We start from the raw sequence: 15,393 nt of genomic DNA on the forward strand, positions 1-15,393 counted from the left end.
TCAGAGCAGGCCGGGCAGGATCTTCGCCGCGCGGGCCACGCCCTCGTCGGTGAGGTCCAGGTGGGTCACCAGGCGGACCAGCCGCGGGCCGAGCACCGACACCAGGATGCCGTGCTCCCGGGCCGCCGCCGCGAACCGGGTGCCGTCCAGCCGGGCCTTCGTCAGGTCCAGCGGCAGGATGTTCGTCCGGATCCGCTCCGGGTCGACCACGCCGGTCGGGGCCATGGCCTCGGCCAGCAGCCGGGCCCGGGCGTGGTCCTCGGCGAGCCGGTCGATGTTGTTGCGCAGCGCGTAGAGGCCGGCCGCCGCCAGGATGCCGGCCTGCCGCATGCCGCCGCCCATCCGCTTGCGCAGCCTCCGGGCGGTCGCGATCGCCGCCGCGGAGCCGACGACCAGCGAGCCGACCGGCGCGCCCAGGCCCTTCGACAGGCAGACCGAGAGCGTGTCGAACAGCGCACCGTACTCCGCCAGCGGCACCCCGTCGGCCACGTGCGCGTGCCAGATGCGGGCGCCGTCGCAGTGCAGACGCACGCCGTGGCGATCGGTGAGCGAACGCAGGTCCTGGAGCGTCGACAGCGGGATCACCCCGCCGCCGCCGCGGTTGTGGGTCTGCTCCACGGCGACCGCCCGGGTCGGCACCGCCACGAAGCCCTCCGGGCGGATCATCGACTCGACCACGGCCACGTCGACGGCGGCGCCGACGGCGGGCCAGGTGCGGGTCGAGATGCCGCCGAGCGCGGCCGCCGCGCCGATCTCGTCGCTGACGACGTGCGCGGCGGCGTCGCAGAGCAGCTCGTCACCGCGCGGGACGGCGAGCTGGAGCGCCAACTGGTTGGCCATCGTGCCGCTGGGCGTGAACAGGGCGGCCTCGTGGCCGAACATGGCCGCGACCGTCGCCTGTAGCTCGTGCAGGGTCGGGTCCTCGTCGAAGACGTCGTCCCCGACCTCCGCCGTGGCCATCGCCTCCCGCATACCCGGCGAGGGCTTGGTCAGGGTGTCGGACCGGAAGTCGACGACCCGATCAGCCACGCAGCATCTCCGCGACCAGGAACGCGAGCTCCAGCGACTGCTGGGTGTTGAGACGCGGGTCGCAGGCGGTCTCGTAGCGGCCCGGCAGGTCCTCGTCGACGATGGCCTGCGCGCCGCCGAGGCACTCGGTGACGTCCTCACCGGTCAGCTCCACGTGCAGGCCGCCCGGATGGGTGCCCAGCTCGCGGTGCACCTCGAAGTAGCCGAGCACCTCGTCGACGATGCGGTCGAAGTGCCGCGTCTTGTAGCCGTTGGACGACTCGTGGGTGTTGCCGTGCATCGGGTCGCACTGCCAGACGACGCGGCACCCGGCGGCGGTGACCTTCTCCACGATGGGCGGGAGCACGTCCCGGACCTTCGTCGAGCCCATCCGCGCGACGAACGTGAGCCGGCCGGGCACGTTGTCCGGGTTGAGCTTCTCGAACAGCTCGATGGCCTGCTCGGGCGTCGTGGTCGGGCCGAGCTTGACGCCGATCGGGTTGGCGATGCGGGACATGAAGTCGACGTGCGCGCCGTCGATCTGGCGGGTGCGCTCGCCGATCCACAGGAAGTGCCCGGACAGCCCGTACGGCTTGCCGCCGGCGATGCGCGCGAGCGGCCGCTCGTATTCGAGCGCGAGCGCCTCGTGCGAGCAATACAGGGTCACGGTGCGCAGCGCCTCGTCGTCGTTGACCCCGCAGGCCTGCATGAACCGCAGCGCCCGGTCGATCTCCCGGGCGATCGCCTCGTATCGCTGCCCGGCCGGCGACGTCACGACGAAACCCTTGTTCCAGTCGTGGACCGCATGCAGGTCGGCCATGCCACCGCCGAGATACGCCCGCAGCATGTTCATCGCGCTGGACGAGTTGGCGTAGGCACGGACCATGCGCTGCGGGTCGGCGACCCGGGCGGCGGGGTCCTGGTCGAGCGAGTTGATCATGTCGCCGCGGTAGGCCGGCAGGCCGAGCGAGTCGAGCGGCGCGGAACGCGGCTTGGTGAACTGGCCGGCGACCCGCCCGATCTTGATGACGGGCAGCGAAGCACCGTATGTCAACACGACGGCCATCTGCAGCAAGGTGCGAGCGTTGGCCAGGACGTGGGCCTCGGTGTTGTCGGCGAACGTCTCGGCGCAGTCGCCGCCCTGCAGCATGAAGGCCTTGCCGTCGGCGACGAGCGCGAGCCGCTCCCGCAACTGGTCCACTTCGTAGGGCGCGACGATGGGCGGCACCGAGGAGAGCAGCGACCCCACCTCGTCGACAGCGTCCTGGTCCGGCCACGGCGGGACCTGCGCCCGGGGCATGGTCCGCCACCGGTCGAGCCCGAACTCGTCGTCGTCCTGGTTGCCCGGGACGGCGACGCGGGAGATCTCCGGTCCGGGGTATGTGAAGTGGTGCCACTCCTGCCGCATGAGCCAAAGCGTAGCGACTCGGACCGCCGGGGTGACTGTCGCCACCGCCGATCCCACGCCCCGAGACCGGCCCCGGAACGACCACCGTCCGGGCGCGCCTGCCCGCCGAACAGGCGCCCCGGGTCGTCTACATGTTGATCATGTGCCCGGACAGGCCGTGGACCGCTTCCTTCACCGCCTCGCCCAGGGTCGGGTGGGCGTGGACGTTGCGGGCGACCTCGTGCACCGTCAGGTCCCACTGCTGGGCCAGGGTCAGTTCCGGCAGCAACTCGGTCACCTCCGGGCCGATCAGGTGGCCGCCGAGCAGTTCGCCGTACTTCGCGTCGCTGATCAGCTTCACGAAGCCCGTCGCGTCGCCCAAGCCGTGCGCCTTGCCGTTGGCCGTGAAGGGGAACTTCGCGACCTTCACGTCGAAGCCCTTCTCCCGGGCCTGCGCCTCGGTCCAGCCGAAGCTCGCGATCTGCGGCTGGCAGTACGTCGCCCGCGGGATCATGACGTAGTCCAGCTCCATGGTCTCCGCGCCCGCGATCGTCTCGGCCGCGACGATGCCCATCGCCTCGGCGGCGTGGGCGAGCATCAGCTTCGCGGTGACGTCGCCGATCGCGAAAATGTGCGGAACGTTCGTGCGCAGCCGGCCGTCGACCGCGATCGCCCCGCGATCGGTCAGTGCCACGCCGGTCTTCTCCAGGCCGTAGCCGTCGACCCGCGGCTGGAAACCGATCGCCTGGAGGAGCTTGTCGGCCTCCAGGACCTGCGTCGAACCGCCCGACGAGACCGTCACCCGCACGCCGGAGGAGGTCTCGTGCACCGACTCGACCCGGGTCGAGGTCAGGACGGTGATGCCCAGGCGCTTGTACCGCTTGGCCAGCTCCGCCGACACCTCGGCGTCCTCGAGCGGCACGATCCGGTCGAGGAACTCCACGACGGTGACCTTGACACCGTAGTTGTGCAGCACGTACGCGAACTCGACGCCGATCGCGCCGGCGCCGGCGACGATGATCGAGGACGGCAGATCCTCGGTCATGATCTGCTCCTCGTACGTCACCACGCGGTCGGACAGCGTGGTGCCGGGGAGCAACCGGGTGGTCGCTCCGGTGGCGATGATGCAGTTGGCGAACGTGATCGTCTCGTCGCCCACCTGGAGGGTGTGGTCGTCGAGGAACGAGCCGCGCGCGCTGTACTGCTTGATCTCGTTCTTCTTCATCAGGTAGTGCACGCCCTTGACCCGGCCGTCCGCCACCTTGCGGCTACGCTGGAAGGCCGCCGAGTAGTCGAACGTCACGGAGCCTTGGATGCCGAAGGTCTTGGCCTCGGCGGTGAAGATGTGCGCCAGCTCCGCGTTGCGCAGCAGCGCCTTCGACGGGATGCAGCCGACGTTGAGACAAACGCCACCCCAGTACTTCTCCTCGACGATGGCGGTGCGCAGGCCGAGCTGCGCGGCCCGGACCGCGGCAGTGTACCCGCCCGGACCGGCGCCGAGGACGACGACGTCGAAGTGTTCAGTCATAGCCAATCCTTGCGTTTGAAGGTGACATACAGTCCCACGGACAACACCACGATCAGCACCGCCGAGCTGACGAAGCCGGCGTGCTGCTCGAAACCCGGAAAAGGCAGATTCTGCCCGTAGTAACCGGTAACAGCCGTCGGGACCGCGACGATGGCCGCCCAACTGGTGACCTTCTTCATGATGTTGTTCATCCGGTTGCCCTGGACGCTGAGGTTCGACTCCAGAATGGTCCCGACGAAGTCGCGCAGCGACTCGGTGAACTCCGCCACCCGCAGCACGTGGTCGTAGAGGTCGTGGTAGTACGGCATCATCTCGTCGTCGACGACGCACACGCGGGACCGCATGAGGCCGTTGACCAGCTCCCGCATCGGCAGTCCGACCTTGCGCAACCGGCCCAGACTCTTGCGAAGCTGGAAGCTGCGCTGCTGCACCTGGCGGATCGCCTGCGGCGTCTCCTCGAACAGGGTGTCCTCGAGTCCTTCGAGCGCCTCGTCGAGCGCCTGCACGGCGTCGAACTGCCGGTCGACGATCACGTCCAGCAGGCCGTGCGCCAGGTACGGCACGCCGTGCCCGGCGAGCTCCGCGGTCTCGTCCCAGCGCTCGACGACGACGCCCATGTCGAAGTCGCCCCCGTGCACGGTGATCAGCGCCTGCCGCATCACGAAGGCCGCCACCTCGTGAACGGTGAGGGCCCCGGTCCCGGGGTCGAAGTTCGTCGCGTACGCGTTGAAGTACTGGTGGGCGGCGTAGTGACTCAGCTTGGGCCGCTCGTGCGGCGACGACGCGTCCTCGATCGCCAGCCGGTGCAGCCCGAACTCCTCCTGCACCCGACCGAAGTCGGCCTCGTCCGGGTCGGTGAGGTCGAGCCAGACGACCGCGCCGGCGTCCCGGAGATGCTTGGATATGTCGTCGAGCGGGAAGTCCTCCGCTTCCAGACGACCGTTGCGGTAGAGCCGCGTGCGCGTCATACCGCCCATCAAAGCAGAAGGAGGCCGTGGCGGCGGGGTTCGCCGCAGCGGCCCACCCGGTTCCACAGTGGACCGTAGGGAGCAGACCGCACGGTGGCCACCTGCCGGCCGTCCTCGCCGGGGCCGCCCGCTCGGGGCGCCACCCCGACCCGCTGCCGGCCGGTGCCGAGCCGCCGCGGGCGGGCCGCGGCGCGGCGCGGGCCACCCGGCTCGCGGCCTGCCCGATGACCATGCGACGCAGCCGCGCCCCGCACCGGAGTGCGGAGCGCGGCCGGGAGAGGAGGTTACCGCTTGACTCGTTTCCTCACGCTCTTGCTGGTGCGCCGCCACGCGTCGACGGCCCGCTGACGCGGCGTCATCGGGCGGGCCCGACGACGGCGTACGACCGTCGCGACCGCCACCACGACGGTGGCGAGGCCGGCGGCGGCGGTGGCCAGCGGAACGGGCCGACGACGTGCCACGTCCTTGCCCTGCTCGGCCAGTCCGGCCGCGCGGTCCTTGGTCGCGGCGATCGTACTGCCGAGATCACCGCGCTTCTCGGCGACGGTGTCTTCGATCCCGGTACCGTTCGCATGCGTCACGCTCATCGCTGCCCCTTTCTCTCTTGAGGAAGGGATGCCCATTCGTCGCTCGGTCGAACCGCGGTTCGGCTCACACAGCCGCGCCGAGCACCGCCGACACCGGGGCGTGGTCGGCGGTCAAGGCCGTGCCGACGACGACGTTCGAGCAGGTCAGACCGCGGACGAGCACGTGGTCGATCTCGTTGACCGGCACGTCGGCGGGAAACGTGCGCACCGGCCGGAACGCGGCGAGACCGTCCGCGTATCCCGCCTCAGCGAAGGCCCGCATCGAGGGGCTGCCCGGCTCGATGTTGAGGTCCCCGGCGATCAGCGTGGGCCGGTCGCCGCCGAAGCGGGTGGCGAACGCCGCGATCTCCCGCACCTGCACGAGCGGCTCGGCGTCCGGCGGCGGCTGGATGTGCGTCGACACGACCGCGATCTCGCGGCCGCCGAACACCACCACGACGCCGAGCGCCTGCGCGCCGGTCGGCGCTCCCACCGCGGACAGCCGCACGGACTCCGACCGCCGGACCGGCAGGTTGGTGAGCACCGCGTCACCCCACACCGCGTCGGCGGCCGGCGCGAACGTGTACCGCATGCCGAGCTTCCGGGCGAGCACGTCCAGGTCGTCGTGGCCGCCGTTGAGCAGCCAGGCCCGGTCGACCTCGGACAGCACCACGACGTCGGGCCGCTCCCGCGCGATGGCCGCCGCCGTCCCGGCCGGCCGGAAGGTCCCGTCAAGACCAAAACCCATCCGGATGTTGTACGCCGTGAGCCGCAACTCCCGTCCGGCCTCCTCGACGGGCTGGACCGCCGGCCGGAACGACACCCCGGCCAGCGGGACGAGCAGGCACGCGGCGAGCGCGGCGCCGAGCACGGGCAGCGCGCCGGAGCCCAGCGGCTCGGGCCACGAGGGAGGCCGCACGAGGACCCAGACCGGCACCAGCACGACCGCCGGCGGCACCCACCAGTTCGGATAGCCGATGTCGTAGGCCGCGTAGTAGGCGACCGCCCCGACGGCGAAGATCACCATCCCGCCGACGGCGGCGTAGCCCTCGGGCCGCGGCGAGGGCCGGCGCGAGACCGAGAGGGCGATTCCGAGGGCGGCCGCGCCCATCACCAGTGCGACGACGCGCCCCGTCCAGCTCGGCGTGACCGAGATCGGCCACACGAACACCGTCGTGGCGAGGACCAGGAAGAGGGCCGCCCACCACCGCCGCCATCGCACGTGGGCGCCGGGTGCGCGCAGGACCGGGACGAGGAAGACGAAGACGGCCAGGCCGAGGACCAGTTGGGGCAGGAAGGGCAGTGGCTGCTCCACGACGTTGTTCTTGTGCGCGGACACCGCGATCGACGCCATCGGGGGCGACAGCACGAACATGCCGGTGAGCAGCACGGCCGGGCCGACGAGCAGCCAGCCGCCGCCGTGGACCGGTCCGGGGGCGGGCCTCAGCTCGTACCACAGGAAGACACCGGCCTCGGCGAGGACCAGTGGACCGGCCCACCACCACGCCTGCCACGACAGGTCGACCGTGGACAGTGCGGCGTGCTGGAGCGCCGCGGCGGCCAGGCCGATCGGGACGCCCGGGGTCGCCGGCCCGCCGCGCGCGGCCGTGGCGGCCAGCCAGACGAGGCCGGCGAGCAGGCCGAGGGACGCGACGTAGAGCTGCGGCTGTCCACCGTGGATGAAGACGAGCGCGAGCCGGGCGGCCGCGAGCCCGACCGCCCCGACGGTCGCAAGCGGCAGGCGGCGGGCGAGCGGCACCGCGGCGACGGCCGCCACGAACCACACCAGGGCGAACGCGCCCATGAGCTCGGCCGGCGTGGACGCCGCCTGCCCGAAGATCGTGATGATCGACGGCAGCCAGACCCGCAGGAGGTCGACCAGCAGGAGCGTGCCCGCGGCGAGCGCGAGCGTGTCAGTCCTCGCGAACGACAACCTGGACGGCGGCGTCATCGTCGAGACGATAGCCGACGCCGCGCACCGTGGCGATGATCCGTGCGGCGTCCCCGAGCTTGACCCGCAACCGGCGGACGTGGACGTCGACGGTGCGCTCGGTGCCGATCATGTCGTAGCCCCAGACCTGGCGCAGCAACTGCGCGCGGCTGAACACGCGGCGCGGGTGCTCGCAGAGGAAGAGGAAGAGGTCGTACTCCCGGCGGGTCAGCGGCACCGGGACGCCGTCCTGGAGGACGAGGCGGGAGCCGGTGCACAGGTGGAGCCGTGGCGTGTCGACGGTCGCACGCCCGATCCGCTTGGCCTTCGGGTCCGCGCCGGCATCGGCCGGCTCGGCCGCGGTCTCGACGAGACGCAGCGCGCGGGTGGGCGCCTGGGCCGGGGCGCGCTGAGCCGGGGCGGCGCGCTGGATCTGCTGGGTGGCCTGGGCGGCGGCGAGGGCTTCGAGGTCGTTGAGCAGGCGCGCCGCCTCGGGTGGGAGTTCGTCGCCGTTGAGCGTGATGTGGACGGTGATGGTGACCACGGACGACGCGGTCCCGGGCGCACCGACAACCGAAACGGCCATTTTCATTTCCTCTCGAAAGCCTTTGGAATTCACGCCGAATCAACGGGAGTAGTCATTCGACAAAGGCCGTCGAAATGGTGCGCGCGGCGGGACGCCCACATGGGGTCTAGCAGCACCTCAGGGCACATGGCTCCGACCTTACCAGTATCGTCAATCGGTGCGACAGGCCTGTAACGTGCCGCACAGAATAGGTCGGCACAAATAAGTCTGACGTTTTCGGACTCTATTCACCGGCAATTCACGGACACTGGTCCTCATCCAGGATTGCCGGGCCCGCGCGGCGGGTCAACGTGGTCTCACACAGTGGGACAACGTCGTTTCTAGCATCAGCAAATACGTTGCGACATGCCGATACGTTGACGACAAATCCTCTCCGTTAGGTATGGTCAGTCGCACCACCATATGGGATCGAGGCCCGCAGCCGGCCGGGGCTGATAATACTCGCACCCTGACCCTCGACGCGCTGCCGGAGCCCCCGGTCGGCTGTCACGACGATCACCGGCCTGCGCCACACATTGTCCCGGACGAGTGCGACAATATGATCGTCACCGGATTGCGGCGCGGCTTCCACACCCACCCCGGCGACCGGACCGATCCCCCGCGCCGCACCCTCCACGACCAACACGATCTCACCGGGCAGCGCCGATTCGTCACGCGCCGCCAACGCATCACGCAACCGGGCCGCCGCTCCGGCGCGGTCGCGCCACCAGCCGTCGGGCACTGATCCCACGACGTTCGCACCGTCGACGATGATGAGCGGTTCCATGCCGGAAGTGTTACCTACCGGCGCCCCAGGGCCGCGAAGTTCAGCCCGACAGCCCGCCGCCAACCCTGATCAGGCCGACAATCCGGGCGCGGCGCGGCGCCGCCGAGGCGTGCTGGCCGGCGCGCGTTCCGCCGCAATCCACCGCGATCCGCCGCCGTGCCGCCCGACCCCATGTTCCCGCGCACTCCGCCACCACGCCGCCCGACCCCATGATCCCGCACACTCCGCCACCACGCCGCCCGACCCCATGATCCCGCACACTCCGCCACCACGCCGCCCGATCTCATGTTCCCGCGCACGCCGCCACCACGCCGCTGATTTTATGATCATGGGAAAGATGTGGCTGCCCCGATAGCCAGATCTTTCCCATGATCTGGAGTCGCCCGGCCGGAACGCTCCGCCCCGGGTCCAGCGGCGACCACGAGCGACAGATACCCGCCGCACGACCGTGCGTCACCGTCTCGTAGCGCGGCACCGGGGTTGACAGACGGCCGCACGGCCGAAATCGCGGCCTTGACCGGTGCCCCTTGAACCCTCGGCACCGCCACCGCCGAACCGGCGCCGGGTCTCAGGCCCTGACCGTGGACCGGGACAGGTGCGCGAGGACCGCCTGGTTGGCCTCCCAGCCGTCCGGGAAGCGGACCGGGACGTTGAGGTGCACCGGCTCCGCCGACGGGTGGTTGTCCAGCAGCTCCGCGATCCCGGCCCGCGCGACGACGATGCAGGCGTGCCGGTGGCGGGACGTGAGCACGCACAGCCGCCCGGCCTCCAGGTGGAACGCGCCGGCGTCCCGGCGACCCGAGAGCGGGTGCAGCACGACCGTGACGTCGTACTCGCGGCCCTGGAGCCGGTTCGCGGTGTCGACCGTGACGTCCGCGGCGACGCTGCCGGCGAGGGCCTGCCGGATGGCGGCCACCTGATCGCGGTGCGCGGCGCCGACCGCGACCCGCTCGGCGGTGACCGGGCGGCCGTCGGGGGCGTGCTCGGAGTACGCGACCGGCCCCCGTTGCAGCAGGCGGGTCACCAGCGCGGCGATCGTCGCCACCGCCTCCCGGTCGGTGCGCACGGTGTGGCGGGCGGGCAGCTCGTGGAGCGCCCAGCCGGTGCGCCGGGCGATCTCCAGCGTGTTGTCGATCCCCTGCCCAAGGTCAAGCGCCGAAGGCGTCGACCGGTGCTGGCGAGGACCGAGGTCAAGCGCCGAAGGTGTCGACCGGTGCTGGCGAGAGCCTCCGCCGATCGCGCTGGTGGAGAACTCCAGCCGCCGGTCCCCCTCCGCGGTTCCCGCCCGGAACGGGGTGAACGGGTAGAAGGCCGCCGACACCAGGTCGGCCGCCGACGGCGGCAGCCGCCAGGACACCGGCAGCCGGTGCACCGGCAGGTCGGAGTTGTGGCGCAGCAGCACCGCCACGGCGCTCTGCATCGGATCCCACGACAGGCCGGCCCACCGCTCGCCCGCCACCACGGAGAACGGGTCGAGCTGGCCCGGGTCGCCCACGAACAGGCCCCGGGAGAACCGGCCGGCGACCCGCAGCAACATGTCGGAACGCATCTGATATGCCTCGTCGACGATGGCCCGCTCCCAGGTGCCGTCGCTCACCGTGGCCCATTTCGCCGCGGTGCCGATGACGACGGCGCTGTTCTGCACGTCGGACACCGCGCCGCTGACGGTGACGGTTCCGTGCTTGATCACCCGCTGGGCGGGCACGTAGGTCGACGCGGACAGCCGCCCGATCTCGAGCTGCGGCGCGGCGGTGGCGAGCCGGTCGATCAGGTCGTCGACCTGCTCGTTGGTCTGCGCGATCACCATCAGCCGTTCGCCGCTCTCGGCCATGGTACGGGCGGCGTGGACGACCAGCGTCGACTTGCCCGCGCCGGGCGGCGAGTCGACGACCACGCCGCGCCCCTGTGAGCTGCCGAAATCACGCAGGATCGCCTCGATCACGACCAGTCCTCCGTGGCGTCGAGGTCGGTTGGCGGGAGCTCCGGCGGCGGCCCGCCGTGCGTCCACGGTGTGTCCTCCCGGCTCGGGAACTTCCCGGGCGGCTGGTAGGAGTCCGTGACGGGTCCGTAGGTGACCCGCTCACCGACCTCGGGCACGGAGCCCGGTGCCGGGTTCTTGACCGAGCGGCCCATGCCCTTGCTGAGCTCGAGCACGACGTCCACATCGGACACCGAGATCACGACGGCCTGCTGGGCGAGGCGCGCGGGCGAGACGAGCTGTGCGCCGGGCTCGAGGCGCACCGGGTCGTCGGTCTGCACGGTGATGTGCGGGCGCAAGGCGGCCTTCTTGCCCGAGGTGTCGACGCGGTTGGGCGAAGCGGCCACGACGGTGCCGGTGAACGCCTCGCCCGCCAGCCGGAACTCGGCCATGACGAGCGGGTCGTCGAGCGCGCGCTGCGCGTCGTAGCGGGCCTGTTCACGCTCCAGCCGGTCGAGCCGGCCGGCCGCGGCGACGGCGCTGTCCCGCCGCGGCTGGGGCAGCGCGGTGCCCTCGGCCAGCGACATGTGGTACACCGTGAAGACATCGCGGTCGATGGCCCAGCGGGCCTCGACGGACGTGCCCGGCCGCCGGGCCCGCAGCAGGCCGACCGCCTGCCAGACCAGTTCCCAGGTGGGTTGCAACTGGTCGGACAGGGCCGCGGTGAGCGCGGCGACGGCACGCTCGCGGGCGTGGTCGTCGGCGGCGCGGGCCACGGTGGCCAGCGCGGGCGCCAGGATCTCGTTGTCGAAGGTCGGGTCGGTGCTCGGCCCGGCGGGCGGCCAGCGCAGCGGGTCCTCGGCCAGGGCGGCGGCGGTCGCGCCGTCGAGGCCGTCGGGCGGGTCGATCCAGCCGATCAGCGCGGCGAGGTTGGCGTCCTCCAGGCCGCTCTGACCGGTGGCCCAGTGCGCGCCGAGCACCTCGGTCATCGCCAGCAGCATCGCCGATCCGGGGTGGTCGGCGCGTTCCCGCAGGAACGTCAGCCACTGCCCGAGCAGCGGGACGCTGCGGTGCACCGGGTACGGGCCGAAGGGGCGGCGAAACCTGGTCGAGCGGCCGAGCAGCCGGACGAATTCCACACCGCCGCGGTTGGGCACCAGCACCTGCGGCGCCTCGGCGTACCGCACCTTCGACGTCTGAGCGGTGTCGACGGCACGGGCGCAGCCGTCCACATAGGACAGCAGGACCCGGGCCAACCGCGCGACGAAGTCGAACCGCTGCGTGCGGTCGCGCGGGTTCGCCACGACGAGCAGCCGGGGCGCCGCCGGGTCGGTGCCGACCATCGCGGCCAGCGGGGCGGCGGCCTCGCCGGCGAGGCTGAGCGGCACAAGGACCAGCGGCCGGTCGGCGATGTGCGTGTGCCGGACGGTGGTCAGCGGCTGCGCCCGCCCCGACTCGACCGCCTCCGCCCTGGCGAGTGCGGTCAGGATGCTCACGCGATCCCTTCGAGGCACTCGGTGCGCAGCCGGTGCGCGAAGCGCAGCAGCCCGGCGATCTCCTCCTGGCCCGCGCCCGGGGTGAGCGTGCCACGGGCCAGGCCGAGCACCGTGCCGATGCTCTCCACGCCGCCGAGATCGTCGCGGACCGAACGACCCAGCGCCGCCGTCGAGCCGGCCGACTCCTCCCGGCAGAGGAACGCCATCTCGCAGGTGCCGAGGCAGTCCGGGCTGTACCTCGCGTCGATCGCGCTCACCGCCTTGCGTAGCTCGTCGGCCGGGCGGGTGGGCAGGTGGTCGGCGTCGTAGCCGAGGTCGAACGACAGCCCGGCGGGCAGCGAGTCGAGGATGTCGTCCAGCCGGGTGAGCCGCGAGAGCTGCCGCCGCAGCACCGAGAGCTGCTTGCGCACGTCGACCAGCGTCGCCGTGGGCCGGTTCGCGAAGTTCTCCGGGCAGACGAGCACCACGTCGTGCGAGACGGTCTCCGGCGGATAGCCGAGCTCGCCGAGCAGCTCGCGCATCGCCAGCACGTAGACCGCCGACTGCCGAGCGGCCGCGGCCGTCTTGCCCGCGTCGGCCTGCCCGTCGATGACGGCGAACGACTTGATCTCGACGACGTAGAACTTGCCGCCGGCCCGGAACGCGATGAGGTCGGGCTCCAGGTAGGCGTAGTAGCCGGCGATGTCGAGCCGCAGCATCGGGTGGTCGAAGAGCGTGCCGGCGTCGTCGCGCTCCCCCGCGGCGCGGGCCAGCAGGCTCTTCGTGCGGGCGTACCGCACCTCGCGGCTGGCGTTGCCGCCGACGTTGGACAGGTCGTCGTACGCCACCTCGGGGATGGCCAGCCCCAGCCGCTCGCGCAGCAGTTGCAGCAGCTCGGCCGCGCCGTCGGCCTTGACCTGCGCCTCGAAGGCGTTGCCCCGGGCGATCGCGAACCGGGACTGGCCGAAGCCGGCCGGATAACCGAGGTGCCCGGCCACGGCACCCTTGTTGACCCCGGCGGCGTCCATCAGCCCCCGGCGGCCGCAGCCCGGGTTGCTGGTGAGCGCCGAGATCGTGCGCGCGTTGTGATTGCGCGGCGCAACCGTGCCGCGGATGCGGTCCAGCCGGTCGACCAATGCGTCCATGGGCGTCTCATTTCGGGGAAGGCGTGCATCAGTTCGCGGTCCTGCGCATTTTCTGCAGCCGGGCGCCGAAAAGCGCCTCGGCGCCGTCGAGCCGTTCCTGCGCCCGGGACGCCGCCGCGGCGCGGTCCGCGGCGTCGGCCTCGAGGTGGACGTCGAGCTCGGCCCGGGCCAGTTCGGCCACGATCGCGGGGTCGACCACACCGCCGGCGGCGCCCGGGATGCTCGCGGCGAAACGCCACAGCAGGCGGCGGGCGTCGTGGGCGTCCTCGGGCAACTGCGCCACCCGCTGGGCCACCCTGATCGCGCCGGTGAGGAAGTCGACTCGAGCGCTCAGCGGCCCGACCACTCGGGTCTCGAGCGGCCAGGTCGACAGTGCGAGCAGGCCCCGCGCCGGCGAGAGGAGGTCGGCGGCGAGAGCGGGACACAGATAGTACGGCCGGGCAAACGGAGCGATCTTGAAGGAGCGTTCCTCGTCGCGGCGCAGGCTGGTGAGCCGCGCGGCCACCAGCTCCCCCGGGAAGAAGGCGTCGTGCACCGCGATGATCAGCTTGGGTGCCGCCGGGACACCCAGGAGTGTGAGCGCGTGGTGCACCTGCTCGCGGATGGAAAGCATCGGCGGCGGCATACGGCCGAGCGCCCCGGCCCGCTCCGGGACGGCCCGATCCTCCAGGTCGGCCAGGGCGTCGTCCCAGGCGTGCTCCGCACGGCGCAGCTCGGCCCGCAGCGCGCGGGCATGCGTCCGGTCACCGACGGTGGCGGCGCGCCGCAGCTCGCCCCGCAGCCGGTCGATCCTCCGCTCGAGGGCCTCGATGGAGGCCGAGGTCGGTTCGGACACGAACGGCACGGTAGCCGGTTCCAGCAAACTCCAGCAAAGACCAGTGTCGGCGTGTCGCCGCGTTCGCCAACTCACGTGCCGCCGCGTTCGCCGCGTGGTTGCGCGTTGATCATGCAGTTGTGGTGCCTGGACACTCCCTGAATGCCCGGTTTGTCCAGGCACCACAACTGCATGATCAACGCGCGGATCGGGGGGTGGGGGCGCGCGTGTCGCCCTCGGGTGTCAGGCGGGGACCGGGGCCGCGTGCTCCGGAACGGCCGCACGGGTGCGCTTCGGCAGCGGGACGAGCTGCGGTTTGCGCTTGGCCGCGAGGTCCTCGACCCAGCCGAGACTAAGCACCACCACCGCTACCAGCAGGAACACGGCACTTAGCTGGATCAGCCCCCCGGTCGCGCCGAGCAGCGAGACGCCGAACCACAGCGCGGCGCTGCGCACGAAGATGATGATGGCCTCGTGCCAGAGGTAGATGGTGAGCGCGCGCCGGTTGACCGCCTCGACGACCGGCTCCGCGGCGCCGAGGGACATCACCGCCGGCGCGGCGTTGAGCATCACCAGCAGGAACGCCGTCGACCACAGCGTGTCGGCGACCGGCATGTCGTTGAGGTCGTAGCCGCGCGGGCCGGGGTTGTTGTACAGCAGGGTGAGCCCGATCCCGCCCATCACCGCCGCGAGCGGCCAGAGCACCTTCTTCGAGATGCGCTGGAGGGTGCCGTCATGGTGCGCGAAGCCGAGCATCCAGGCCGGCGCGTACATGAAGAAGTCACGCACGATGCCGCCGTCGCCGTGGCCGGTCTCCCACAACACGACCAGCACCGTGAACGGCACCAGCAGCGACGGGATCGGCCAGCGGCGGAACACCCACAGCAGCACCGGGGACAGGATGATGAACCAGAGGTACGAGCGGATGTACCAGATCTGGCCGAACATCGGCGCGCCCCAGTCGCTCGCCGGCGGGTCGCCGACCGGGAAGAACCACAGCAGGAGCCGCCACGTGTGTTCCAGGCCACCCATGATGCTCATGATCACCACGGCGAAGGCGCCGAGGACCCAGAACGGCGGCAGGATGCGGCGCATCCGCCTGGCGAGGGACCGGACGCCGGAGCGATCCAGTGAGGCGGCCATCAGGGAACCGCCGAGCGCGAACATCAGCCCCATGGCCGGGAACGCCACGGTCAGCCACGCGAATCCGAGGGTGTGGTACGTGACCACGCGGATGATCGCGACGGCTCGCAGGAGGTCTACGTACCGGTTCCGCATCCCCTACAGGTTGCCCTGTGCGTC

General features: G+C 71.6%; 13 protein-coding genes. All 13 read right to left on the reverse strand.

Going from position 1 to position 15,393, the window contains the following annotated elements:
- Window positions 1-972 carry a threonine aldolase family protein gene (locus tag Drose_RS29875; RefSeq protein ID WP_260729856.1) on the reverse strand — a complete coding sequence of 324 codons (972 nt, stop codon included), beginning with the start codon at window positions 970-972 and terminating at the stop codon, window positions 1-3.
- Window positions 973-1,021: 49 nt separating this feature from the next.
- Window positions 1,022-2,416, reverse strand: coding sequence for a class II 3-deoxy-7-phosphoheptulonate synthase (locus tag Drose_RS29880; protein ID WP_260724619.1), 1,395 nt, complete (start codon window positions 2,414-2,416; stop codon window positions 1,022-1,024).
- 127 nt (window positions 2,417-2,543) lie between these two features.
- Entirely contained in the window at window positions 2,544-3,923 is a 1,380-nt protein-coding gene (lpdA, locus tag Drose_RS29885; RefSeq protein ID WP_260724620.1) for a dihydrolipoyl dehydrogenase, read from the reverse strand.
- Window positions 3,920-4,891 carry a magnesium transporter CorA family protein gene (locus Drose_RS29890; RefSeq protein ID WP_260724621.1) on the reverse strand — a complete coding sequence of 324 codons (972 nt, stop codon included), beginning with the start codon at window positions 4,889-4,891 and terminating at the stop codon, window positions 3,920-3,922. Before Drose_RS29890 ends, lpdA begins: the two co-directional genes overlap by 4 nt.
- A 284-nt stretch (window positions 4,892-5,175) precedes the next feature.
- A complete protein-coding gene (locus tag Drose_RS29895) occupies window positions 5,176-5,478 on the reverse strand; it encodes a hypothetical protein (RefSeq protein WP_260724622.1) in 303 nt (100 codons plus the stop codon).
- 64 nt (window positions 5,479-5,542) lie between these two features.
- On the reverse strand, window positions 5,543-7,408 hold the full coding sequence (locus Drose_RS29900) for an endonuclease/exonuclease/phosphatase family protein (protein WP_260724623.1): 1,866 nt from the start codon (window positions 7,406-7,408) through the stop codon (window positions 5,543-5,545).
- Window positions 7,371-7,973: a winged helix-turn-helix domain-containing protein gene (locus tag Drose_RS38855; protein ID WP_313899948.1), complete on the reverse strand. Its 603-nt coding sequence runs from the start codon at window positions 7,971-7,973 to the stop codon at window positions 7,371-7,373. Before Drose_RS38855 ends, Drose_RS29900 begins: the two co-directional genes overlap by 38 nt.
- Before the next feature lie 376 nt (window positions 7,974-8,349).
- Window positions 8,350-8,739, reverse strand: a complete 390-nt coding sequence (locus Drose_RS29910) for an NYN domain-containing protein (protein WP_260724624.1) — start codon at window positions 8,737-8,739, stop codon at window positions 8,350-8,352.
- A gap of 568 nt (window positions 8,740-9,307) precedes the next feature.
- Complete coding sequence (locus Drose_RS29915; RefSeq protein ID WP_260724625.1) at window positions 9,308-10,681, reverse strand: AAA domain-containing protein; 1,374 nt, start codon at window positions 10,679-10,681, stop codon at window positions 9,308-9,310.
- Window positions 10,678-12,153, reverse strand: coding sequence for a hypothetical protein (locus Drose_RS29920; RefSeq protein ID WP_260724626.1), 1,476 nt, complete (start codon window positions 12,151-12,153; stop codon window positions 10,678-10,680). The genes Drose_RS29915 and Drose_RS29920 overlap by 4 nt, the downstream gene beginning before the upstream one ends.
- Window positions 12,150-13,277 carry a hypothetical protein gene (locus Drose_RS29925; protein ID WP_260724627.1) on the reverse strand — a complete coding sequence of 376 codons (1,128 nt, stop codon included), beginning with the start codon at window positions 13,275-13,277 and terminating at the stop codon, window positions 12,150-12,152. The genes Drose_RS29920 and Drose_RS29925 overlap by 4 nt, the downstream gene beginning before the upstream one ends.
- A gap of 28 nt (window positions 13,278-13,305) precedes the next feature.
- Window positions 13,306-14,112: a hypothetical protein gene (locus Drose_RS29930; RefSeq protein ID WP_260724628.1), complete on the reverse strand. Its 807-nt coding sequence runs from the start codon at window positions 14,110-14,112 to the stop codon at window positions 13,306-13,308.
- 222 nt (window positions 14,113-14,334) lie between these two features.
- Entirely contained in the window at window positions 14,335-15,369 is a 1,035-nt protein-coding gene (locus Drose_RS29935) for an acyltransferase family protein (RefSeq protein WP_260724629.1), read from the reverse strand.
- Window positions 15,370-15,393 lie beyond the last annotated feature (24 nt).

It is taken from the genome of Dactylosporangium roseum (assembly GCF_025264685.1).
Taxonomy (GTDB): Bacteria; Actinomycetota; Actinomycetes; order Mycobacteriales; family Micromonosporaceae; genus Dactylosporangium; species Dactylosporangium roseum.

Excerpts from the sequence above, each read along its gene's own strand:
- lpdA (WP_260724620.1), bottom strand. The coding sequence starts at position 3,923 with ATGACTGAACACTTCGACGTCGTCGTCCTCGGCGCCGGTCCGGGCGGG.
- Drose_RS29910 (WP_260724624.1), bottom strand. The coding sequence starts at position 8,739 with ATGGAACCGCTCATCATCGTCGACGGTGCGAACGTCGTGGGATCAGTG.
- Drose_RS29900 (WP_260724623.1), bottom strand. The coding sequence starts at position 7,408 with ATGACGCCGCCGTCCAGGTTGTCGTTCGCGAGGACTGACACGCTCGCG.
- Drose_RS29890 (WP_260724621.1), bottom strand. The coding sequence starts at position 4,891 with ATGACGCGCACGCGGCTCTACCGCAACGGTCGTCTGGAAGCGGAGGAC.
- Drose_RS38855 (WP_313899948.1), bottom strand. The coding sequence starts at position 7,973 with ATGGCCGTTTCGGTTGTCGGTGCGCCCGGGACCGCGTCGTCCGTGGTC.
- Drose_RS29875 (WP_260729856.1), bottom strand. The coding sequence starts at position 972 with ATGCGGGAGGCGATGGCCACGGCGGAGGTCGGGGACGACGTCTTCGAC.
- Drose_RS29935 (WP_260724629.1), bottom strand. The coding sequence starts at position 15,369 with ATGCGGAACCGGTACGTAGACCTCCTGCGAGCCGTCGCGATCATCCGC.
- Drose_RS29880 (WP_260724619.1), bottom strand. The coding sequence starts at position 2,416 with ATGCGGCAGGAGTGGCACCACTTCACATACCCCGGACCGGAGATCTCC.
- Drose_RS29925 (WP_260724627.1), bottom strand. The coding sequence starts at position 13,277 with ATGGACGCATTGGTCGACCGGCTGGACCGCATCCGCGGCACGGTTGCG.
- Drose_RS29895 (WP_260724622.1), bottom strand. The coding sequence starts at position 5,478 with ATGAGCGTGACGCATGCGAACGGTACCGGGATCGAAGACACCGTCGCC.